Below are 24,270 nucleotides of genomic sequence, written 5' to 3' on the forward strand. Positions count from 1 at the left end.
CGGGTGTCTTCCCCCCCCCCACCACCCCCCCCCCCCTTTTGTTTGGGGGGGCAAAAAACGTTGTGCCTCTGGGGGGGGGGGGGGGGGGGGGGGGTTTTCCCCCCCCCCCCCCCCGGGCCGTCAGGCCAGCCGGCGGTTCAGGACCTCGAAGACCTCGGACACCGGGCCCGGCATGTTCATCTCATGGTGCACGGCGCGCACGTCGTGGACCTCGAGCGTGCCTTGAACGTAGGGCTTCCACAGGTGGGAGTACTGCTCCTCCTGCTCGGTGGCGCTGAAGAACACCACGTCGCCGCGGTAGACCGGGGATTCGAAATCCATCATCCGGCCCATGTTGTTGGCGAGCACCCGTGCCATCCGGTCCAGGAACTCCTCCTGGTTGTCGGTGCCGATGTACCGGCCGAAGTAGTCGTCGAGCTCGGCGCGGTACTCCGACAGCTGCTTGCCCTTGTGGATGGCCGTGAAGCCGTGGCCGCCGGGCTGGGAGTCCAGGATCGCCACGAAGGCGATCTCGTGCCCGAGCCGGTCGAGGCGGTCCGCCACGGCCTGGACCACGGTGCCGCCGTAGGACCACCCGATGAGGTGGAAGGGGCCCTCGGGCTGGACCTTCAGCATCTCGGAGACGTAGTCCTCGACCATCTCCTGCACGGAGCCGGCCAGCGGGTCCACGCCGTTGGAGCCGCGGGACTGGAGGGCGTACGCCGCGCGGTCCGTCACGAACGGCACGAAGCTGTAGTACGCCCAGCCCAGGCCGCCGCCGCCGTGGAAGAACCAGACCGGCTCCTTGCCGGTGCCGGGGTCGGCGTTGAGCGGCAGCACGACGGCGAACGGGTCGGCGTGGTCACCGCCGTGGGCGGCGCCGGAGAGCACCGCGGCCAGCTCGGCCACCGAGGGGAACTTGATGATCGTCCGGAGCGGGATGGAGACGCCGAACTCCTTGCGGATCCGGGAGCTGAGCTGGGTGGCCAGCAGGGAGTGGCCGCCGAGGGAGAAGAACCCGTCGTCGATGCCGACCTGCTCGCGGCCGAGCAGCTCCGCGTACAGGGCGCAGAGCTTCTGCTCCTGGAGGTTGCGCGGGCCGCGTCCGACGAGGATGTTCGCGTCCTCCGAGGGCAGGGCCCCGCGGTCCAGCTTCCCGTTCGGGGTCAGCGGGATCTCGGCGAGCGGGACCACCGCGGAGGGCACCATGTACTCCGGCAGGCGGGCCCGCAGGTACACGTTGAGCTCGGTGAGGAGCGGGGCGTCCGGCGCCGCGCCGGCCGCCTCCGCAGCGCCGGCCGCATCGGCCTCGCCGCCGGCCTTCGGCACCACGTAGCCGACGATGCGCTTGTCCCCGTCCTGGCCCTCGCGGACCACGACGGCCGCCTGGGCGACGCCCGGGTGGCCGCTCAGCACGTGCTCGATCTCGCCGAGCTCGATGCGGAACCCGCGGACCTTCACCTGGAAGTCGGTGCGCGCGATGTACTCCAGCGCGCCGCCGCGGTTCCAGCGCACCAGGTCGCCGGTGCGGTACATGCGCGCGCCGGCCGGGCCGAACGGGCAGGGCACGAACCGCTCCGCCGTCAGGTCGGGGCGGCCCTGGTAGCCGCGGGCCACGCCGTCGCCGGCGATGTACAGCTCGCCCTGCACCCCGCGGGGCACCGGGCGCAGCCGCGCGTCGAGCACGTACACCTGGGTGTTGCCGATCGGCGAGCCGACCGACACGCCCTCCCCGGCCCGGATGGGCGCGGTGGTGGACCAGGTGGTGGTCTCGGTCGGGCCGTACCAGTTGCCGACCTCGGCGGCCTGTTCGGCGAGGGTCTCGGCGAGGCGGACCGGCACGGCCTCCGCGCCGGTGATGATGCGCAGGCCCTTCGCGGCCTCCGGCTCGTGGGTGAGCAGCATCTGCCAGAAGCCGGGGGTGGCCTGGACCACGGTGACGCCCTCGCGGGCGATCAGCTCCAGGATGGCCGAGGGCTCGGTGACGGTCTCCTTCTTCGCCAGGACCATGGTGGCGCCGGAGACGAAGGGGAGGTAGAGCTCGGTGTTGGCCATGTCGAAGGACACGGTGGTGCTGAACAGCATCCGGTCGCCCGGGGCCAGCGGGAACCGCTTCTGCACCGAGGCGATGAAGTTGGCGAGCGCGCCGCGCGGGACGGCGACGCCCTTCGGGGTGCCCGTCGAGCCCGAGGTGTAGATCACGTACTGGGTGTTGTCCGGGTGGACCGCCACCTCGGGCGCCGTGTCCGGGTACCCGGACCAGTCGGCGGCGGCCAGGGTGTCGGCGTCGAGCACCAGCACCGGATCGGCCTGCTCCAGCACGAAGTCGATGCGGGAGCGCGGGTGCTCCGGGTCGATCGGGACGTAGGCCCCGCCGGCCTTGAGCACGGCGAACAGCGCCACGATCAGGTCGGGGGTGCGCGGCAGGGCCACGGCGACGAGGGACTCGGGGCCCACGCCCCGGCCGGCGAGCCAGTGGGCGAGGCGGCTGGAGCGCGCGTCCAGCTCCCGGTAGGTGAGGGTCTCCTCCTCGGCGAGCACGGCGACCGCGTCGGGGTCGGCCAGCACCCGGTCCCGGACGGCGGCCAGCAGGCCGTGCTCCAGGGAGGGTTCGGCGGTGTCGTTGACCTCGGTCAGCAGGTGGGCGCGCTCCTGCTCGCCGAGTACGTCCACGTCCCCGACGGACCGCTGCGGGTCCGCGGCGACCTGCTCCAGGATGCGCGCGAACCGGTCGCCCATGTCCTCGACGGTGTCCCGGTCGAACAGCTTGGTCGCGTACTGGATGTCGCCGTAGAGGGTGCCGGAGGCGTCGTCCATGGTCATGCTGAAGAACAGGTCGACCATGGCCTTCTGCGTGAGGGCCTGCACGAACTCCACGTCGAGGCCCGGGAAGTCGAAGGTCGGCTTGGCGAAGTTCTGCCAGCCGCACATGACCTGGAAGAAGGGCCGGTAGGCGGTGGAGCGCTCGGGGTTGAGCTGCTCGACGAGCACGTCGAACGGGACGTCCTGGTTCTCGTAGGCCGCCAGCGCCTTGTTGCGGACCTGGGTGAGCAGGTCGGCGAACGAGGGGGCGCCGGACAGGTCCACGCGCAGGACCAGGTTGTTGACGAAGCATCCGATCAGGTCGCCGAGCGCCTCGTCGGTGCGGCCGGCGATCGGGGAGCCGATCGGGATGTCGTCCCCGCCGCCGAGCTTGGACAGCAGCACGGCCAGCGCGGCCTGCACGACCATCGACATGGTCACCCCGCGGTCGGCGGCGAGCTTCTCCAGCCCGGCCGCCACCTCCGGCTTGACCACGAAGGCGACCGTGTCCCCGCCGGTGCTCACGTCCTCGGACCGCGGGCGGTCCAGGGGCAGGGGCAGCGGCTGGGGCACCCCGGCGAGCTCGCTGCGCCAGTACGCGACCTGCTGGCCGCCGACGCCGGACGGGTCGTCGAAGTCGCCGAGCACCTCCCGCTGCCAGAGGGTGTAGTCCTTGTACTGGACCGGCAGGGGCTCCCAGTCGGGGGCCCGGCCGTCCTTGCGGGCGGCGTAGGCGGCGGCCAGGTCCCGGGCCTGCGGCGCACCCGAGCTGCCGTCGGTGGCGATGTGGTGGATCACCACGACCAGGACGTGCTCCTGCGGTGCGACGCGCAGCAGGGACGCCCGGAACGGGATCTCCGTCGCCAGGTCGAAGGTGTGGGCGACGACGGCGTCGATCGCGGCGTGCACCCCCTCCGGGGTGGCCTCGACCACCGGCAGCGGGACCTGCGCCAGGGCCTCCGCCGTGGGCAGGATCCGCTGGTGGGGCTCACCGGCGTCGTCGGTCACGTAGACGGTGCGCAGGATCTCGTGCCGGTCGACCACGTCGTGGATCGCGGCGGCGAGGGCCTCCTGGTCCAGTGCCCCGGTCAGCCGCAGGGCCGAGGACATGTTCCAGGTCTCCCCGCCTTCCAGCTGGTGCATGAGCCAGTAGCGGCGTTGCGCGAACGAGAGCGGAATCATCAATTCAGTCCTTTACGACCATCTGGCGCAGGCTGGGGCGTCGGGGAGCGGCGGACTCCTGCGACCAGGCGGCCAGCTGGGCCACCGTCGGCAGGTCGAAGATCTTTCGGATGGGGATCTCGATCCCCAGCTCGGCACGCGCCCGGCTGATCAGGCGGGTGGCGAGCAGGGAGTGCCCGCCGAGCTCGAAGAAGCCGTCGTCGATGCCGACCCGGTCCACGCCGAGCACCTCGGCGAACAGCGCGGCCAGGGTCTCCTCGCGGGGGGTGCCCGGCGCCCGGTAGGCGGCACCGGTGAACTCCGGCTCGGGCAGCTCGGCCCGGTTGAGCTTGCCGTTCGGGGTGAGCGGCAGCCGGTCGAGCACCACGAAGGCGGACGGGACCATGAACTCGGGCAGCCGCTCGGAGACGAAGCCGCCCAGCTCCTTCGCCGTCAGGGTCTCCCCGGCGCCGGCCGTGCCCCCGGCGCCGCCGGCGGGCACGAGGTAGGCGACCAGGACCTTGGAGGCGCTGCCCCCGCGGCCCTCGCGGGCGATGACGGCGGCCTGGGCGACGCCGGGGTGCGCGGTGAGCGCCGCCTCGACCTCGCCGGGCTCGACGCGGAAGCCGCGCACCTTGACCTGGGCGTCCCCGCGGCCCGCGTACTCCAGGCGGCCGTCTTCGTTCCAGCGGGCCAGGTCGCCGGTGCGGTACATGCGGGCGCCGGCGGGGCCGAACGGGTCGGCGACGAAGCGCTCGGCGGTCAGGTCGGGGCGGCCGTGGTAGCCGCGGCCGATGCTCCCGCCGACGTACAGCTCGCCGACCGTGCCCTGCGGCACCGGGGACAGGCCCGGGCCCAGGACGTACGTCCGCATGGTGCCGAGCGGGGTGCCGACGGGGGCGCTGCCCACCGGGTCCGGCATGCCGCCCTCGACGGTGTGGGTGGTGGCGTAGAACGACTCGCTCTGGCCGTAGGCGTTGACGACCCGTACGCCCGGGAAGGCCTTGCGGGTCTTCTCGACGAGCGAGGAGGGCAGGGCCTCACCGGCGAAGACCACGGTCTCCACGGTGGTGCGGCCGGCGATCTGGTCCACCAGCTCGGCGAACGCGGACGGGACGGTGGAGATGACGCTGCCGCTCCAGCCCTCCTTCCGCTCGCCGAGGACCAGCACGTCCCGGACCACCTCGACGACACCGCCGTGGGCGAGGGTCGTGAAGATCTCGAACGCCGAGACGTCGAAGTTGACCGAGGTGCCGGCGAGGAGGCGCTTGCCCGGCGCCATGCCGACGCGGTCGGCGAGCTGCCGCACGCCGCCCGCCACGTTGGCGTGGGTGATGGCGACGCCCTTGGGCTTGCCCGTGGAGCCGGAGGTGTAGATCACGTACGCCAGCTGGTCCGGCCGGACCGGCGGGAGCGGGGCGCCGGCCCCGTCCGGCAGGGCGAGCCGGTCGAGGAAGAGGTCCGGGGCGGTGTGCTCCGGCAGCACGCCCGCGGTCGCGGAGTCCGTGAGGACCAGGCGCGGCTGCGCCTCCTCCAGGATGGCCGCGAGGCGGTGGCTGGGGTACTTCGGGTCCACCGGCAGGTACGCGCCGCCGGCCTTGAGCACCGCGAGGAGGGCGACGACCAGGTCCGCCGTGCGCGGCAGGGACACCGCGACGACCGACTCGGCGCCCACGCCGCGTCCGACGAGCTCCCGGGCCAGGCGGCCGGCCCGCTCGTCGAGCTCGCGGTAGGTGAGCGAGGTGCCGTCGGCGACCACGGCGGTCTCGTCCGGGGTGCGCGCCGCCTGGGCCTCGAAGAGGCCGGCGACGGTGGCGTCGTCGGCGGGGACGGCCGTGCCGTTGAAGGCGGTGAGCAGCCGCTCGCGCTCGGCGGGGTCGAGGACGTCCACCTCGGAGACCTTCACGTCCGCCCCGGCCGCCAGGCGGTCCAGGACGCGCAGCAGGCGGGCCGCGAGGACCTCCACGGCGGCCTGGTCGAAGACCCCCTGCGTGTACTGGAGGAAGAGCTGGAGGTGCGGGGCGGCGGCCGCCATCAGGGTCAGCGGGTAGTTCGTGGCGGTGCACGCCCGCAGGCCGGTGAAGGTGATCCCGTCGGCGGCGTCGGAGGCGGCGCTGATGCCCTCCTCGTCGACCGGGTAGGACTCGAAGACGACCAGCGTGTCGAAGAGGGACTTCAGCCCCACGGACTGCTGGATGTCGGTGAGCCCGTGGTAGTGGTGGTCCAGGAGCCCGGCCTGCCGGTTCTGGAGCCGGGTGAGGACCTCGGCGAGGGTGTCCCCGGGCCCGAACTCGACGCGCACCGGCAGGGTGTTGATGAACATGCCGACGATCGAGTCCACGTCCGTCACGGCCGGCGGCCGCCCCGAGACGGTGGCGCCGAACAGCACGTCCTGGCGGCCGGTGAGCTGCCCGAGCAGCAGCGCCCAGGTGCCCTGGACCAGGGTGTTGATGGTGACGCCCAGCTCGGTGGCGCGGCGGCCCAGGGCGCGGGCCCGGTCCTCCGGCAGGGCCACGTCCACCTGGCCGACGCCCTGGCCCTTGCCCTCGGAGCCGGGGGCGAGCAGGGTCGGCTCCTCCACCCCCGCCAGCTCCTCGGACCACACGCGGGCGGTCTCGGCCTGGTCCTGGCGGGCGCGCCAGGCCAGGAACTCGCCGAAGTCGCGGGTGGCGGGCAGGGCGGAGGGGTCGCCGCCGGACGCGTAGAGCAGCAGCAGGTCCTGCATGAGCAGGGGCATGGACCAGCCGTCGATCAGCACGTGGTGGGCGGTCATCACGAGCTCGGCGCGGCCGGGTTCGAGGATGACGAGGGCCAGCCGGATCAGCGGCGGGGCGTCCACGTCGAAGTGGGCGGCCTGGTCCGCGGCGAGGAAGGCCTCGAACCGCTCGGTGCGCTCGGCCTCGCCGAGGGCGGTGAGGTCGAGGTACTGCCAGGGCAGCTCGACCTTCTCCGGCACCACCTGCACCACCTCGCCGTCCTCGCGGTCGACGAAGGCCGCGCGGAGGCTGCCGTGGCGGCTGAGGAGGGCGTCGGCGGCGGTGTGCATCCGCTCCGGGGCGACCACGCCGTCCAGGTGGAAGACCAGCTGCATGTGGTAGGCGTCGAAGGCGGATTCGGCGAGCTGGGTGTGGAAGAGCATGCCGGACTGCACGGGTGTGGCCGGCCACACCCGGGACAGCTTGCCGAATCGTTCCTCCCAGCCGTCGATCTCCTGCTGGCGCACCGTGACCAGGGGGGCGTCGCTGGGGGTCAGGCCGCCGGCCTCGGGGGTGGCGGCGTGCCGGGCCAGGGCCGTCAGGGCCTCGACCCACAGGCCGGCCAGCTCGGTGACCTCCTCGCGGGAGAGCACGCCGGTCGGGAAGCCGAAGTAGGCGGTGAGCTCCTCGCCGCCCTCCCCGGTGGTCGCGACGGCGTTGATCTCCAGTGCCGAGAGCACCTGCATGTCCGCGTCGGGCGCGGCGATGAGGTCCTTGTGGGTGGTGTCGGGGGCCCAGCCCAGGCCGCGCAGCTCCTCGGGGATGTCCGCGCTGGAGGCGCGGCCCAGGTAGTTGAAGCCGATCTGCGGCTCCCGCCGGCCGGCGAGGGCCCCGGCGGTCTCCGGGTTGAGGTGGCGCAGCAGGCCGTAGCCCATGCCGTTGTCGGGGACCGCGCGCAGCTGCTCCTTGACGGCCTTGACCGCCCGGCCGGCGGACCGGCCGCCGGCGAAGGCGTCGGCCAGGTCGATGCCCGCCAGGTCCAGCTTCACCGGGTACATGGCGGTGAACCAGCCGATGGTGCCGGACAGGTCGGCGCCGGGCACCAGGTGGTCCTCGCGGCCGTGGCCCTCCAGGCGGACCAGTGCCGAGTCCCCGGAGATCCCGCGGCTGCGGCGCCACTTGGCGAGGGCCAGCGCCAGACCGGCGAGCAGGCCGTCGTCGGCGCCGCCGCGGAAGACCGCGGGCACCGTGTTCAGGAGGGCCGCGGTGACCTCGGCCGGCACCTGGATGCGGACGGTGTCCACGGTGGCGGTGACGTCGATCGCCGGGTCCACGGGGCGGGCGCCGAGCACGGGCTCGTCCGCGCCGAGGATCTCCTGCCACAGGGGCAGCTCCGCCACCCGCTGCGGGGTGGCCGCCTCGTCGGCCAGGGCGTGCATCCAGCGGCGCAGCGAGGTGCCCTGGGGGGCCGTCTCGGGGGCGAGGCCCTCGCGGACCCGCTTCCAGGCGGCGGCCAGGTCCGGCACCAGGATGCGCCAGGACACGCCGTCCACGACGAGGTGGTGCAGCACGATCAGCAGGCGGTCGGCCTCGGCGTCGGAGGTGAGCCACACGAACTGGGCCATGACGCCCGCGTCCGGGTCGAGCCGGTCCGCGGCCGCGTCCAGCTCGGCCTTCGGGTCGGCGCCTTCGTAGCGGACCTCGCGGACCAGCGCGGCGGCGTCCACGCTGCCGGCGGGCAGCATCTCCAGGCCGCCCTTGTCCCGGTCGAGCCGGGAGCGCAGCACGTCGTGCCGGTCCAGCACGGCCTGGAGGGTGGCGAGCAGGCCGGTGCGGTCGATGTCCGCGGGCAGGGTCAGCAGCGCGGACATGCAGAACCGGCCGATGCCGCCGCCGAGGCCGAGCACGTGGGCGCCGGTCGGGGGCAGCGGGGACCAGCCGGTGCCGCCGCCCGGCAGCTCGGCCAGGACCACCGGAGCCTCCTCCTCGCGGCCCTCGACGAGCTCGGCGAGGCGGGCGACGGTGCGGTGCTCGAAGATCTCGCGGGTGGTGACCACGACCCCGCGGGTCTTGGCGCGGGCCACGACCTGGATGGAGCGGATGCTGTCGCCGCCGCTGGTGAAGAAGTCGTCGTCGATGCCGACGCGCTCGGCGCCGAGCACGTCCGCGTACACCTCGGCGAGGACCTGCTCGGCCTCGTTGCGCGGGGCGCGGTACTCGGTGCTCTCGAACTCCGGCGCGGGCAGCGCGGCCCGGTCCAGCTTCCCGTTCGCGTTCAGGGGCAGCCGGTCGAGCACCACGAGGACGGCGGGCACCATGTAGTCCGGCAGCCGCTTGGCCGCGAACTTCCGGAGCTCGGCGGCCGAGACGGCCGGGGCCGGGGCCCCGCCCTCGGCGGGGGCCGGCGCCACGTAGCCGACGAGGCGCGCGGTGCCGCCCGGGTCCTCGCACACGGTGACCGCGGCCTGGCCGATGCCGGGGTGCTGGGCGAGGACGGTCTCGATCTCGGTGGGCTCGACACGGATGCCGTTGACCTTGACCTGGTTGTCGGCGCGGCCCGCGTACTTCAGCCGGCCGTTCTCGTCCCACTGGGCGAGGTCGCCGGTGCGGTACAGGCGGGAGCCGGCCGGGCCGAAGGGGCTCGCGACGAAGCGCTCGGCGGTGACGGGGCCGTTGCCGTGGTACCCGCGGGCGACCAGGCCGCCGACGTACAGCTCGCCGATCACGCCGGGGGCGACCGGCGTGAGCTCGGGGCCGAGCACGTGGACGCGCATGTTCGCGAGGGGCTGTCCGACCGGGACGGCGCCGGTGCCGGCCTCGTCCTCCGGCACGGTGTAGGTGGTGGCGTAGAAGCTCTCGGTCTGCCCGTACGCGTTGACGACGCGGGTGCCGGGCAGGGCCTTGCGGACCTTGCCGACGAGATCGGCCGAGAGGGCCTCGCCGGCGAAGACGACGGTGTCCACGTCGAGGCGCAGCCCGCCCTCGCCCTCGCCGATCTGGTCGAGCAGGGCGGAGAACACGGCGGGGACGGCGCTGATGGTGGTGCCCGACCAGCTGCCGCGCTCGCCGAGTTCGAGCACGTCGCGGACGATCTCGACGGTCGCGCCGGAGGTCAGCGCGGTGAAGATCTCGAACACGGAGACGTCGAAGTTGACGGAGGTGGCGGCGAGCATCCGGGAGCCCGCCCCGACCTGCACGGTACGGCGCAGGTCGCGCACGCCGTTGACCACGCCGGCGTGGGTGATGGCGACGCCCTTGGGGGTGCCCGTCGAGCCGGACGTGAACATCACGTACGCCAGGTTGTCCGGGGTGATGCGCGGCTCCGGGGCCGCGGCCGGGGCGCCGTCGAGGTCCAGGCCGTCCAGGCGCAGGACAGGCGCCGTGCTGCCGGCCACCGTGCCCGCCGCCTCGCCGTCGGTCAGCACCAGCGCCGGCCGGGCCGTCTCCAGCAGCAGGCCGATGCGCGAGGAGGGGTAGTTGGGGTCGATCGGCAGGTACGCGCCGCCGGCCTTGAGCACGGCCAGCAGGGCGACCGCCAGCTCCGCGGAGCGCGGCAGCGCCACGGCGACCAGCACGTCCGGTCCGACGCCCTGCTCCTGCAGGAGCGCGGCCAGCCGCCCGGCGCGGGCGTCCAGCTCCCGGTACGAGAGCTCGGTGGAGCCGGAGACCACCGCGGTGGCGTCCGGGGTGCGGGCCGCCTGGGCGGACACGAGCTCGGGCACCGTGGCCGCGGGCGCGGGTGCCGAGGTCTCGTTGATCTTGGCGAGCCACTCGTGCTCGGTGCCGGTGAGGACGTCCACCCCGCCGAGGCGGGTGCGGGGCTCGGCGACGACCTGGCGCAGCACGCGCACGTAGCGGTCGACGAGGCCCTCGGCGGTGGCCGGGTCGAACAGCTCGGCCGCGTACTCCAGCCGGCCGATGGCGCCCCCGGCCGGGGACGGGACGATGTTGAAGAAGAGGTCGAACTTGGCGGTGCCGGTGCCCGCCGGGACCGGAGTGATCCGCAGGCCCGGGGTCTCGATCTGCGACCACTCGAACTGCCAGGCCAGCATGACCTGGAACAGCGGCTGGTAGGCGGTGGTGCGGTCCGGGCTGAGCAGCTCCACCAGGCGCTCGAACGGCACGTCCTGGTTGTCGTACGCGGCCAGGGCGCGGTCGCGCACCTGCTCCAGCAGCTCGTGGAAGGTGGGGTTGCCCGAGAGGTCCACGCGCAGCACCCAGGTGTTGGCGAAGAACCCGATCAGGTCGTCGAGCTGCTCGTCGGCGCGCCCCTCGATGGGGCTGCCGATGGTCAGGTCGTTGCCGGCGCCGAGGTGGTGCAGCAGCGCCGCCAGGACGGCCTGGGCGAGCATCGGCGCGGTGGCGCCGTGCGAGGAGGCCAGCTTCTGGATGCCGGTCAGCAGCTCGGCCTCCAGCTCGAAGTCGACGAAGCCGCCCTCGTGGCTGGCGGCCGTGGGCCGCGGCCGGTCCAGCGGGAGCTGGACCGGCTGCGGGACCTCGGCCAGTTCGCGGCGCCAGTAGTCCAGCTGCGCCGCGGCGACGCTCTCGGGGTCCTCCTCGTCGCCGAGGACCTCGCGCTGCCAGAGCGTGTAGTCCTTGTACTGGATCGGGAGCGGCTCCCAGTCCGGCGCGGCGCCGCGGCTGCGGGCCGCGTACGCCGACAGGAAGTCCCGCATGAAGGGCGCCATGGACGCCCCGTCCGAGGCGATGTGGTGGAACACGAACACCAGCACGTGCTCCTGCTCGGAGACCCGGAAGACCGTGGTCCGCAGGGGCAGTTCGGTGTCGAGGTCGAAGCCTTCGCACCCGGCCTCGTGCACGGCGGAGTCCACCGCGTCCGAGGCCACGTCGACCACCCGGAACGGGGCCTTCGCCTCCTGCGCGGGCAGGATGCGCTGCTCCGGGGTGCCGTCCTCGTTCTCGACGACGAGAGTGCGCAGACTCTCGTGCCGGGTGACGACGTCCGTCACTGCTGCGGCCAGGGCCGCCGTGTCCAGCGGCCCGTCCAGACGCAGGACGAACGGGATGTTGTAGGTCGCGGAGGGACCCTCCAGACGGTGGAGGAACCACAGCCGGCGCTGTGCGAAGGACAACGGGATCATCGGGGTACTCCTACCTACACGTTCATCGGGCGCAGCATCGGGCGCAGAGAGGGGCGGCTGGACGTGCCCGTCTTCTCCAGCTGTTCGGCCAGCTGCGCGACCGTCGGGCTGCGGAACACGGTGGTGACCTTGACGTCCACCTTGAGCTCGTTGCGGATGCGGCCGGTCAGCCGGGTCGCGAGCAGCGAGTGCCCGCCGTGGTCGAAGAAGTCGGCGTCGATGCCGACCTCCGGAAGGCCCAGCAGTTCGGCGAAGAGCCGGCAGAGCACTTCCTCGTTGGGGTTGCGCGGTCCCCGTCCGGTCGCGGCCTCCGCCTGGAGGTCGGGGGCGGGCAGGGCCTTGCGGTCGAGCTTCCCGCTCGGGGTCGAGGGGAGCTCGGCGAGCGGCACGATCGCCGAGGGGACCATGTACTCCGGCAGGTTCTCCCGGGCCAGGTCCGTCAGGGCGGTCAGGTCCAGCTGGGCCGGGGCCTTGCCGGCGGCCGGCACCACGTAGCCGACGAGGCGCTGGTCCCCGGGGCGGTCCTCGCGGACCAGGGCCACGGCGGCTTCCACGTCCGGGTGGCCGGCGAGCGCCTGCTCGATGTCGCCGAGCTCGATGCGGAAGCCGCGGAGCTTGACCTGGAAGTCGGACCGGCCGATGTACTCGACCTGGCCCTCCCGGCTCCAGCGCACGACGTCGCCGGTCCGGTACATCCGGGTGCCGGGCTCGCCGAACGGGCAGGCCACGAAGCGGTCGGAGGTCAGGCCGGTCTGGCCGAGGTAGCCGCGGGCGAGCCCGGTGCCGGCCAGGTACAGCTCGCCGGCGACCCCCGGGGCGACCGGGCGCAGCGCGGCGTCGAGCACGTACACCTGGGTGTTCCACACCGGGGCGCCGATCGGCACCCGGTCCGCGCCCGGCACATGCCGGTACGCGGTGACCTCGACGGAGGCCTCGGTGGGGCCGTAGAGGTTGTAGACCCCGAGGTCCGGCAGGAGCTCGGAGACCTTGTTGGCCAGGGCCGGCGGGAAAGCCTCGCCGGCGACCTCGATCCAGCGCAGGCTGCTGCACTCCTTGGCCAGGGGCTCGTTGGCGAACGCCTCCAGCAGGGAGGGCACGAAGTCCGCGCCGGTGACCCCCTCGCGGCGGATCAGGTCGGCGAGGTACGCCGGGTCGCGGCGGCCGTCGGGGCGGGCGATGACCACGGCGGCGCCGACCTGGAGGGCCGCGAAGATCTCCGGCACCGACACGTCGAAGCTGGCGGTGGTGCTGAGCAGCACCCGGTCCTCGGCGCCGACCTCGAAGTGGGACAGGCCCCACTTCAGGCGGTTCATGATGGCCCCGTGCGCCACCTGGACGCCCTTGGGGCGGCCGGTGGAGCCGGAGGTGAAGATGACGTACGCGGCGTGGTCGGGCGTCAGGGCCCGCTCCGGGTCCGTCTCCGGGTAACCGGCGACGTCCGGCAGGTCGGCGTCGAGCACCAGCAGCGGCTTGGCGCCTTCGAGCACCAGGCGGACCCGGTCCTCGGGCAGCTCGGTGTCGATCGGCACGTAGGCCGCGCCGGCCTTGACCACCGCGTAGATCGCCACCATGAGGTCCACGGAGCGCGGGATCTTCACGGCGACCAGGGTCTCCGGTCCGGCGCCCTGCTCGACCAGCCAGTGGGCGAGGCGGTTGGCGCGCCGGTTGAACTCGCCGTAGGTCAGGGTCTCGTGCTCGCCGATCAGCGCGACGCGGTCGGGCTCGCGGGCGGCCTGGGCCTCGAAGGCACCCGGCAGGGTGTCCGGGGCGACCGGCTGCGCGGTGTCGTTGATGCCCTTGAGCAGCCACTCGCGCTCGTCCTCCGCCAGCACCTCCAGGGCGCCGACCGGGGTCTGCGGGTCCTCCAGCACCTGCTCCAGCACCCGCACCAGCCGGGCGGCGATGACCTCGGCCGCGGGGCGGTCGAAGAGGGTGGTCTGGTAGTCGAGGGAGAGCCGCAGGTACGGGTCGGCGGAGTTGAGGGTGAGCGGGTAGTGCGAGCCCGCGAACGGGCGGATGGCGTCGATGGTGAAGCCGGCCGCGTCGTTCGCCTCGACGATGCCCTCGCGGTCGATCGGGTAGTTCTCGAAGACGACGATGGTGTCGAAGAGCGAGGGCAGTCCGACCCCGCGCTGGATGTCGGCCAGGCCGTAGTAGTGGTGGTCGAGCAGGGAGATCTGCCGGTCCTGGAGGTCGGCGATGACCGAGCCCACCGTGTCGCCCGGGCGGCAGCGCACCCGGGTCGGCAGGGTGTTGATGAACAGGCCGACCATCTCGTCGGAGCCCACCAGGTCGGCCGGGCGGCCGTTGACGGCGGCGCCGAACACGACGTCGTGCTGGCCGGTCAGCTTCGCGAGCAGGACCGCCCACGCACCCTGCAGGAGGGTGTTCAGCGTGACGCCGAGCTCCGCGGCGCGGCGGGCGAGTTCGCGGCCCTTGTCGATGGACAGCGGGACCTCGACGCGGCCGAGCGCGGTGGCCTCGCCCTGCTCGGTGAGGTCGGCCGCGATGAGGGTCGGCTGCTCGAACCCGTCGAGCTCTTCCTTCCAGCGGGCGGCCGAGGCCTCGCGGTCCTGCTTGGACAGCCAGCCCAGGTAGTCCCCGTAGCTGCGGACCGGTGCGAGCTCCTCGTCGGCGGCGTACAGGCGGACCAGGTCCTTGATCACCAGCGGCGAGGACCAGCCGTCGAAGAGGGTGTGGTGCGCGGTGAGGATGACCTTGGCCTTGTCCGGCCCGCAGGTGAGCAGCGCCAGGCGGATCAGCGGCGGGCGGGACGGGTCGAGCTGGTCCGCCCGGTCGTCGGCGAGGGCCTGGTCGACCGCGGCGATCTGCTCGGCCTCGGGCAGTCCGGTGAGGTCGATGTGCCGCCACGGGACGGCGACCTCCTCGGCCACGACCTGGACCGGGTCGCCCTCGTGGGTGGAGAGGAACGCGGAGCGCAGGTTCGGGTAGCGCTCGACGAGCGCCTGGCCGGCCGCGCGCAGCCGGTCCGGGTCCACGTGGCCGGTCAGGTGCAGCAGGAACTGCATGTGGTAGACGTCGAACGTGCCGTCGGCGAACGCGGCCTGGAACTGGATGCCGGACTGGCCCGGGCCCTGCGGCCAGACCTCGACCAGCTTGCCGTAGCGCTGCTCCCACTCGTCGATCTCGTCCTGCTTGACCTTCACCAGCGGGGCGTCGGACGGCGTGAGCCCGCCGGCCTGCGGCAGGGCGGCGTACGCGGCCATGCCGTGCAGCACCTGCACCCACAGCTCGGCCAGCTCGGCGGTCCGCTCGCGGGAGAGGGCCCCGGTCGGGAACATGAACACGGCCTGGAGGCGCGGGCCTTCGGGGGTGTCCGTGACGACGGAGTTGACCTCCAGCGCGGACAGCGCGGGCAGGTCCGGGTCGGGCATCGGGATCAGCTCGGAGGACCAGTCGGCGGGGATCCAGCCCTCGGCGCGCAGGTGCTCGGGCACGTCGGTGTCGGAGATCCGGCCGAGGTAGTTGAAGCCGATCTGGGGGGCCGCGTACTCCTCCAGCTGGCCCGCGGTCTCCGGGTTCAGCCAGCGCAGCATGCCGTAGCCGAGGCCCTTGTCCGGGACGCTCCGCAGCTGCTCCTTGACCAGCTTGACCGCCGTGCCGGCGGCCGCACCGCCGGCGAGCACCTCGGCGAGGTCCACGCCGTGCACGTCCACCTTGGCCGGGTACATGCTGGTGAACCAGCCGACCGTGCGGGAGAGGTCGGCGCCGGGGACGACCTCCTCCTCGCGGCCGTGGCCCTCCAGGCGGACCAGGGTGGAGCGCTCGTCGCCGCGCCAGCGGTTGACGGCGAGCGCCAGGGCGGCGAGCAGCACGTCGGTGCCGGTGCCCTTGAACGCGGCGGGGAGCCTGGTCAGCAGCGCCTCGGTGGTCTCGGCGGGCAGCTGGACGCGGACGGTGTCGAGGGTGGACATGACGTCCACGGCGGGGTCGAAGGCCCGCTCGCCCAGCGGCAGGTTGGGGGACTCCAGGACCTCGCGCCAGTAGTCGAGCTCCTCCTCGCGCTCCGGGGAGAGGGCCTCGGAGTCGAGCGCCGCCGCCCAGCGGCGGGCGGAGGTGCCGACCTCGGGCAGCTCGGGGGTCCGGCCGGCGCGGACCGCCTGCCAGGCCTCGGCGAAGTCCGACATGAGGATGCGCCAGGAGACGCCGTCCACGACGAAGTGGTGGAGGACCACGAGCAGCCGGCCGGCGCCCGAGTCCGCGGCGAACCAGACGAAGGACGCCATGGTGCCGGCCTCGGGGTCGAGGCGGTCGGCCGCGGCCTCCAGCTCGGCCTTGGCGGTCTCCAGCGCGGCCGGGTCCTCCCAGCCGCCGGCGACGGGCACGCGGCGGATCAGGTCGGCGGCGCGTACGGAGCCCTGCGGGCGCACGTCGAGCGCGGACTCGGGGCCGCGCACCAGCCGGGAGCGCAGCAGGTCGTGCCGGTCGAGCACGGCGTCGAGGGTCGCGGCGAGACCGGTCTCGTCGATGCCCGCGGGCAGCTCCAGCACCATCGACATGGCGAAACGATTCATCCCGCCGCCGTGCTCGAACACGTGCTGGGCCACCGGCTGCAGCGTCAGCGAGCCGACGCCGCCGCCCTCCAGCTCCTCCAGCGCGGGGACCTGGTCGCGGCGGCCGGCGGCCACCTCGGCCAGCCGGGCCGCGGTGCGGCACTCGAAGATCTCCCGCGTGGTGACGGTCAGGCCCTTGGCGCGGGTGCGCGCCACCACCTGGATCGAGCGCAGGGAGTCGCCGCCCACGGCGAAGAAGTCGTCGTCGATGCCGACGCGGTCCACGCCGAGCACGTCCGCGTACGCCGCGGCGACGATCTTCTCGGCCTCGGTGCGCGGCTCGCGGTAGGCCTCGCCCAGGAACTCCGGCTCGGGCAGCGCCGAGCGGTCCAGCTTGCCGGTCGGTCCGAGCGGCAGCCGGCCCACGGCCACGAAGGCCGAGGGGACCATGTAGTCGGGCAGCCGGGCCGCGACGAACTTGCGCAGCTCGGCGGCCGAGGCACCGGCCTGCACGTCCACGTCGCCGATGCCGCCGGCACCGTTGTCGCCGACCGCGCCCTCGCCCGCGTGCACCACGTAGGCCACCAGGCGCTTGCCGCCCTGGGGCACCTCGCGGCTGATGACCACGGCCTCGTTGATGCCGGGGTGCGCGGTGAGCGCCGCCTCGACCTCGGCCGTCTCGATGCGGAAGCCGCGCACCTTGACCTGGCCGTCGCCGCGGCCCACGCACTCCAGGCGGCCGTCCGCGTTCCAGCGGGCCAGGTCGCCCGTGCGGTACATCCGCTCGCCCTCGGCGAAGGGGCTCGCCACGTAGCGCTCGGCGGTCAGGCCCGGGCGGCCGTGGTAGCCGCGGCCGAGGCAGGTGCCGACCACGTACAGCTCGCCGACCACGCCCTGCGGCACCGGGGCCAGGCCCGGGCCCAGCACGTAGGCGCGCATGTTGCCCAGCGGGGTGCCGATGGGTGCGACGTCGCTCTCGGCCCACTCCTGGCCGGCGGCGAGGGAGAAGGTGGTGGCGTAGAAGCTCTCGCTCTGGCCGTACGAGTTCACGATCTGCGCGTCCGGCAGGGCCTCGCGGATCTGCTTCACCAGGCGGCCCGGGAGCACGTCGCCGGCGAAGACGACGGTGCGCACGCCGGAGGCCTTGTCCAGGTGCGGGACGAGCTCGCCCAGCACCGAGGGGACGCCGCTGACGACCTGGCCGTCCCAGCCCTCGCGCTCGGCGATGGCCAGCGCGTTGGGGACCAGCTCGGCGGTGCCGCCGGTGGACAGGGTGGTCAGCAGCTCGAAGACCGAGACGTCGAAGTTGACGGAGGTGCCGGCGAGCATCTTCCAGCCGGCCGGGGCGTCGAGGACGCGCACCAGCTCCTGCACGCCGTTGACCACGCCGCGGTGGGTGATCGCCGCGCCCTTCGGCTTGCCCGTGGAGCCGGAGGTGTACATCACGTACGCCAGGTTGTCCGGGCCGAGCGGCGCGGTGCGGGAGGCGTTGTCCGGGGCGCCGGCGGGGGTCTGCCACTCGGCGCGCAGGTCGAGGTTGACGGGCTCCATCGCGTGCTGCGGGAGCTCCTGCAGCGTGGCGGTGTCGGTGACCGCGAAGCGCGGGCGGGCCTCGGCGAGCACGGTCTCGGCGCGGCCGGCGAGGTACTGCGGGTCCAGCGGCACGTAGCCGGCGCCGGACTTGAGGATGCCGAGCAGGCCGGCGACCAGGTCCTCGGTGCGCGGCAGCGCGAGGGCCACCAGGTCCTCGGGGCCGGCGCCCCGGCGGACCAGCTCCCACGCGACGGCGTTCGCCCGGTCGTCGAGCTCGCGGTAGGTCAGGGTGCGGCCGTCGTGGACGAGGGCCGGGGCGTCCGGGGTGCGGGCCGCCTGGGCCTCGAACAGCTCGGGGACGGTCAGCGCGGGGGTTGCGGTGGCGGTGTCGTTGAAGGCGTTCAGCAGCAGCTGCTGCTCGGCCCCGTCGAGCACGTTGATCCCGCCGACGTGGCGGCCCGCGTCGGCGGCGAGCTGGTCCAGCACCCGCACGAAGCGGTCGGCGAGGGTCTCGATCGTGCCCTGGTCGAACAGGTCGGTGGCGTACTCCAGGCGGACGCCGGCCCCGCCGGTCTCGTTCGGGATCATGTTGAAGAACAGGTCGAACTTGGCCGTCCCGGTCTCCAGCGTCTCGCTCTCGACGCCGAGTCCCGCGAACTCCAGGACGCCCACGGGCTCCTGCCAGGCCAGCATCACCTGGAAGAACGGGTGGTACGCGATGGACCGGTCCGGGTTGAGCAGCTCCACGAGCCGCTCGAAGGGCATGTCCTGGTTGTCGTACGCGGCGAGCGCGCGGTCGCGCACCCGGTCCAGCAGCTCGCGGAAGGTGGGGTTGCCGGACAGGTCGACGCGCAGCACCCAGGTGTTGACGAAGAAGCCGACGAGGTCGCGCAGCTCCTCGTCGGTGCGGCCCGCGATCGGCGCGCCGAGCGGCACGTCGTCGCCGCAGCCGAGGTGGTGCAGGAGCACCGCCAGCGCCGACTGCATGACCATGGAGACGGTGATGTCCTGCTCGGCGGCCAGCTTCTCCACCTTGGCGAGCAGCTCGGGCGCGATCGGGAACTGGACCAGGCCGCCGTCGGAGCTGGTGCGCTGCGGGCGCGGCCGGTCCGTGGGCAGGGCCAGCGGCTGCGCCATGTCGGCGAGGGCCTCGCGCCAGTAGGCGAGCTGACGGGCCGCCAGGCTGTCCGGGTCGTTCTCGTCGCCGAGCACGTCCTGCTGCCACAGCGTGTAGTCGGCGTACTGGACGGGCAGCGGCTCCCACACGGGGGCCTGTCCGTCGCGGCGGGCCGCGTACGCCTCGGTGAGGTCGCGCAGCAGCGGGCCGAGGGACTCGCCGTCGAGCGCGATGTGGTGCACGACGATGACGAGGGTGTGGTCGAGCGGGCCGGTCCGCACCAGGGTGGCGCGGATCGGCGCGTCGGCGGCCATGTCGAACGTTTCCTTGGCGGCGCGGTCGACGGCGGCGAAGCGGTCCTCCGGCGCGACCTCGAGGATCCGCAGTTCGATGGGCTTCTCGTCCGGCTCCCGCACCTGCTGGTACGGGACGCCGTTCTCGTCCTCGACGATGACCGTGCGGAGGACCTCGTGCCGCTCGGTGACGTCGCGGAACGCGGTCTCCAGCGCCCCCGAGTCCAGCTCACCGGTCAGCCGCAGGGAAAAAGAACCATTGTAGGTCGGCGAAGGGCCTTCGAACCGGTCCACGAACCACAGTCGGCGCTGCGCGAACGACAACGGAATCATTGTGTCTCCAAAATCGGCAAAACCAGTGAGCAGGCAGGGGGGTCGGGTCTCAGCCCTGGTCGAGCAGGGTCAGGAGTTCGTCGTTGTAGAAGTCGTCGATGGAGCACGCGCCCGAGAGGGTCGAGAAGTAGCGGTCGATGTGCTCCTGGTGGCCGACCAGCTTCTTCAGCATGTCGACGCGGCCCGCGGGCTTGAGCTCGGCGACGTTGAGCGCGCCCTGGTAGTGGTGCAGGGCCTCGTTGCCCAGCTCCTCCTCGTAGCGGCGCAGGGCCGTCTGGAGCTTCGCGTCGTCGTGCAGGCCGTCGCCGATGAAGTCGGTGAGGTTCTGGGCCTGGACGAAGGCCTCGGTGATGCCGCGGGCGGTGATCGAGTCCTTGTGGTTGACCGCGTCGCCGACCAGCGCCCAGCCGGGGCCGAACGCCTTGCGGAAGTAGTTGTCCTGGTGGCCGGTGCCGTAGAGCTGCTCCACGCGCTCGCCCTCCTGCATCCGCTCCCACAGCTGGGGCGAGGTGGTGCGGAAGGCGTCGAGGTAGGCGGGCTCCACGGCCTTGCGGACGCTGCCGAAGTCGGCCTGCGGGAAGTAGGCCATGAGCAGCGTGAGGTCGTTGTTGGTCGGGATGACGCCGATCCAGTGGCCCGGCTGCTCGTACAGCTCGAAGTCCGACGGCACGCCGGCCCAGTAGCTGTAGTACGTGCAGGTCAGGCGCGGGTGCTCGATGACGTTCTCGGCACCGGTCTTGCGGGCCACGAGCGAGCGCATGCCGTCGGCGCCGATGACCAGGCGGGCCCGGTCGGTCGCCTCGCCCCCGCCGGGCGTGGTGTAGCGGACGCCGACGACCTTGTCGTCCTCCCACAGCAGGTCGTTGACCGCGCAGCCCTCGCGGAACTCGACGCCGGCCTCGACGGCGCCTTCCGCGAGGATCGGGTCGAGGACGTAGCGCCGCGGGGCGAACGTCTCGGTGATGCCGTCCATCGGGAGGGAGAAGCCCTCGATGCGGACGCCGGGGCCCTCGTACACCTGCTTGGTGATCGGCTTGCAGCCCGCGTCGCGCAGCTTGTCGAGCAGCCCCCAGCGGTTGAGCAGCGACACGCCCTGCATGTGGAGGTAGTGCGAGGACAGGGTGTCCTGCGGGAAGCGCGCCTTCTCCAGGAGGAGGACACGGTATCCCTGCCGCGCGAAGAGCATGGCCGTCGGCGAACCCGCACAACGGGCACCGATGACAATCACGTCGTACATGGCGCCAACGCCTTTCTTGACAGTTGGTTTTTGCCTCAACGCAGCCGCAACCGGATGAGTCATGGAAAAGGAAGGGGGCATTCGACACGGCGTGCGGAAATGCCGCCGTGGAGCGTGAATTCGATGCTATCGACCCTCGCCCGCCGGATGAACAGACCCGGCGCGGGGCCGTGCGGCCGGGGCCGTGCGGTACCCCGCCGTGTCTCGCCGGCGAGACACGGCGGGTCCCTGACCAGGGCGGACGGGCCGTCAGACCGCCGCGCGCAGGGATTCGATGTACGCCGAGATCGACGCGACCGTGGGGTTGAGGAACATCTGGTCCATCGGGACTTCGACGCCCAGCTCGTCCAGGAAGGCGCCCTGGATGTTGACCATGATCAGGGACTGGCCGCCGAGGGCGAAGAAATCGTCGTCAAGCGAAATGTCGTCGACCTTGAGTTCCCGGCGCCAGATGGCGAGCACACTGTCGGAAATCATCACAGCTCTCTCGTTGGTGTTCGAAGAAATGCGCCGGTCAGGCGGCCGCGCCTGCGGCGGCGTACGCGTCCCGGTGGGCGTCGAGCAGCGCGACGCGGTCGACCTTCCCGTGCGGGCTCAGCGGGAGCCGCGGGACGTTCACGAAGCGGGCGGGCACCATGTTGCGGGGCAGGGTCTCCAGGAGGCCGCTGCGCAGGGCGTCCTCGGCGAGGTCGGCACCCGCCGGGACGGTGAAGGCGATCAGCTCGGCCTCGCCGGCCTCGGTGTACGCGATGGCCACGGCGGCCTCGCGGACCCCGGACAGGCGGGCGAGCGCGCGCTCGATGTCGGTGGGGTCGATGCGCATGCCGCGCACCTTCACCTGGGCGTCGATCCGGCCGAGGACGACGAGCTCGCCGGCCTCGTTCACGTGCCCGCGGTCACCGGTGCGGTAGACGCGCAGCGGCTGCCCGTCCACCTCGATCGTCGTGAACTTGGCGTTCTCGGGACCGTTGTTGAGGTAGCCGGCGCCGACGCTGGACCCGGCGATGCAGATCTCGCCCTGCTCCCCCGGCGCGACCTGGTTCAGGTTCTCGTCGAGGAGGTGGATGTCGGTGTTGTACGCCGGGAGGCCGACCGGCGGGACGGGGTGCTCCCCGGCCCGGTACGCGCCGAGGTCGTAGGACGTGGCGACGTCCGTGCACTCGGCGACCCCGTACTGGTGCAGGAGGGTGCAGGTGTTGCCCTCGCGCTGCTGCCATTCGAGGAGCCGCTCGACCTTGAGGGCCTCGCCGCCGAAGAGGACGTAGTCCAGGCGGGTGAGGTTGTCTCCGCCGCGGGCCTTCTCCCAGTCCACGAGCAGGTAGAGGGTGCTGGAGGCGCAGTGCACCACGCGGATGTCGCGGTCGGCCAGCATGCGGTAGGCCATCATCGCGTCGAAGTTGCGGGTGGCCATGAGGTTCTGGGTGGCGCCGCAGAACAGCGGGGTCATCAGGCTGCGCTGGGAGAGGTCGAAGCCGAACGCGCTGACGACGAGGTGGTTGGACCCGCTGTGCAGGCCGTACTCGAGGGTCAGCCAGTTCATCAGGTTGAACCAGCCCTCGTGCCGCACGGCGGTCAGCTTCGGGGTGCCGGTGGAGCCGGAGGTGAAGACCGCGTAGCAGATGTCGTCGCCGGTGACGGTGACCTCGGGGGCGGTGGCGGGCAGTGCGGCCAGCTCCCCGGCCAGCTGCTCCAGGTCGACGACGTCGGCCTCCGCGGTCTCGACCATCGCGGCGGTGGCCGGGGAGGCCACGATCAGCGCGAGGTCGGGCACCTGGCCCAGGAGCAGCTGGAGCCGCGCCGAGGGGTACGCCGGGTCGAAGGGCACGTAGGCCGCGCCGGCCTTCAGCGTGCCGAGGATGGCGACGAGCAGGTCGATCGAGTAGTCGAGGCAGACGCCGACCTTCGCGCCCCGGCCCAGGCCGCGCGCGGCGAGGTACTGCGCGAAGCGGTTCGCCTTCACGTCCAGCTCCGCGTACGTGAGCTCGCGGCCGGCCCAGTGGACGGCGACCGCGTCGGGGGCGGCCGCGACGTTCTCCTCGAACCGCTTGTGGACGACGGGCGCCGCGGGCAGGGCAACCCGCTTTCCCTGAAGGATCATCAACTGACTCCGATGTGAGAGGTGTCCGGTCGGACGAGGCGTCGGCGCACCGCCCGGGCGGGCAGGGCGCCGGCGCGTGCGGGCGGTGCGCCCCTAGGCGGTCTTGCGGTCGGCGCTTTCGAGCACCTGCGCCACCCACTTGTCGACGGGCAGGCCGTGCGCGGCCGCCGTCTTCGAGAGGTGGTCCAGCTGGCCGGCGGACAGCTCGATGGTGAGGGTGGTGACCTGCCGGCCGCGCTGGTCCGCGGCCGCCGGTGCGGTCAGCCGGGGCACCTCCTGCTTCTCGCCGGCGCCGCCCGGGGGCACCTCGGCGGTGTCGTTCTGCACGGCCAGGCTGGCGCGGACCGACCGGCGGAGTTCGTTGCGCGACCACTTCTGCTGCTCCGCCTTGCGCAGCCAGTAGTCCTGCTCCGGCGGCGCCAGGCGGGCCACCTCGGCGTGGTGGGCGAAGCTGAGGGTGTCCCGCCGGCGGTGGTGCTCGAAGCGCCGGGCCACCCACGCGTAGTTGCGCAGGGTCTGGTAGTCGAGCCCGGTGCGCTCGATCGCCTCCTTGTACCGCCGCCACCCGTAGGTGGCCTCGCCGTAGTTGACCCAGTCGGCGAGCCACCACACCGAGGAGTTCGCGAGCTCCCGGAGGTTGGTCCCGATCTGCTCCCAGGAGCGCTCGGGGAGGTTGTCGGGGAGGACCATCCCCGACTTCTGCACCTTGGCCTGTGGCCCCACGAAGGACAGGACCGCAGCGCTCTGCACGGCCTCACCGCCGGCCCCCGCCGGCCTCGCCTTGCTGCTCGCGGTCCTGACAGCGCCGCTCACGACTTCATCCCCCAACTCAGTGTGTGTGCCCGGGCGTACACCGATCGCTCGACCGGGCCCCCCGGCGGCGGTCACTGCCGTGCGTACGGGTTTCAGCCCGCCATGGCCTCGCGCAGGCTCTTGGGACGCAGGTCCGTCCAGTTCTGCTCGACGTACTGGAGGCACTCGGCCTTGGCGGCCTCGCCGAAGGCCACGCGCCAGCCGGCGGGAACCTCGGCGAACGCCGGCCACAGCGAGTGCTGCTCCTCGTCGTTGACCACCACGTAGAAGCGGCCGTTCTCGTCATCGAAGGGGTTCGTGCTCAACGGGCACCGTCCTTAACTGTCATGGCGTGACTCGGTAATGGGATGTCGCCCGGCAGACGTGCCGCCGGCCATCCCGGCGGGACGCTCCGCACCGCACCGGGTTCCCGGGAGACCGGCTGCCTCGCATTCCTGGGATGCGAACGCACGGCAGCCGATCGGCCCGACCGCCGTCCACTCCGGTTCGAGCGGAGGTGCGGGACCCTGGCCTTCTGGGCCGGGCCGGTTGTCGTCCGGGCTTGGCTGACCTCTGCTGGTGGCCGACCCGCCGCCCACTGTAGGCACGCACC

8 protein-coding genes are annotated in these 24,270 nt (G+C 72.9%); all 8 read right to left on the bottom strand.

Translation table 11 applies throughout. The features are described 5' to 3' along the window. Positions 1-120 precede the first annotated feature (120 nt). A complete protein-coding gene (locus ACZ407_RS18635; RefSeq protein WP_468129427.1) occupies positions 121-3,963 on the bottom strand; it encodes a non-ribosomal peptide synthetase in 3,843 nt (1,280 codons plus the stop codon). A 4-nt stretch (positions 3,964-3,967) separates the two neighbouring features. Then, positions 3,968-11,740 carry an amino acid adenylation domain-containing protein gene (locus ACZ407_RS18640; RefSeq protein WP_468129429.1) on the bottom strand — a complete coding sequence of 2,591 codons (7,773 nt, stop codon included), beginning with the start codon at positions 11,738-11,740 and terminating at the stop codon, positions 3,968-3,970. A gap of 14 nt (positions 11,741-11,754) precedes the next feature. Beyond that, a complete protein-coding gene (locus ACZ407_RS18645) occupies positions 11,755-19,530 on the bottom strand; it encodes an amino acid adenylation domain-containing protein (RefSeq protein WP_468129431.1) in 7,776 nt (2,591 codons plus the stop codon). 49 nt (positions 19,531-19,579) lie between these two features. After that, entirely contained in the window at positions 19,580-20,767 is a 1,188-nt protein-coding gene (locus tag ACZ407_RS18650) for an NAD(P)/FAD-dependent oxidoreductase (protein ID WP_468129433.1), read from the bottom strand. 249 nt (positions 20,768-21,016) lie between these two features. After that, positions 21,017-21,244, bottom strand: coding sequence for a phosphopantetheine-binding protein (locus tag ACZ407_RS18655; protein ID WP_468129435.1), 228 nt, complete (start codon positions 21,242-21,244; stop codon positions 21,017-21,019). Positions 21,245-21,281: 37 nt separating this feature from the next. Then, entirely contained in the window at positions 21,282-22,865 is a 1,584-nt protein-coding gene (locus tag ACZ407_RS18660; protein WP_468129437.1) for an amino acid adenylation domain-containing protein, read from the bottom strand. A gap of 93 nt (positions 22,866-22,958) precedes the next feature. Continuing rightward, positions 22,959-23,678 carry an LmbU family transcriptional regulator gene (locus ACZ407_RS18665; protein WP_468129439.1) on the bottom strand — a complete coding sequence of 240 codons (720 nt, stop codon included), beginning with the start codon at positions 23,676-23,678 and terminating at the stop codon, positions 22,959-22,961. Positions 23,679-23,770: 92 nt separating this feature from the next. After that, positions 23,771-23,983 (bottom strand): MbtH family protein, encoded by a 213-nt coding sequence (locus ACZ407_RS18670; RefSeq protein WP_468129441.1) that lies wholly within the window; start codon positions 23,981-23,983, stop codon positions 23,771-23,773. Positions 23,984-24,270: the final 287 nt, after the last annotated feature.

The organism is Streptomyces sp. NPDC030809, assembly GCF_055572195.1.

Excerpts from the sequence above, each read along its gene's own strand:
- ACZ407_RS18635 (WP_468129427.1), bottom strand. The coding sequence starts at position 3,963 with ATGATTCCGCTCTCGTTCGCGCAACGCCGCTACTGGCTCATGCACCAG.
- ACZ407_RS18640 (WP_468129429.1), bottom strand. The coding sequence starts at position 11,740 with ATGATCCCGTTGTCCTTCGCACAGCGCCGGCTGTGGTTCCTCCACCGT.
- ACZ407_RS18645 (WP_468129431.1), bottom strand. The coding sequence starts at position 19,530 with ATGATTCCGTTGTCGTTCGCGCAGCGCCGACTGTGGTTCGTGGACCGG.
- ACZ407_RS18650 (WP_468129433.1), bottom strand. The coding sequence starts at position 20,767 with ATGTACGACGTGATTGTCATCGGTGCCCGTTGTGCGGGTTCGCCGACG.
- ACZ407_RS18655 (WP_468129435.1), bottom strand. The coding sequence starts at position 21,244 with ATGATTTCCGACAGTGTGCTCGCCATCTGGCGCCGGGAACTCAAGGTC.
- ACZ407_RS18660 (WP_468129437.1), bottom strand. The coding sequence starts at position 22,865 with ATGATCCTTCAGGGAAAGCGGGTTGCCCTGCCCGCGGCGCCCGTCGTC.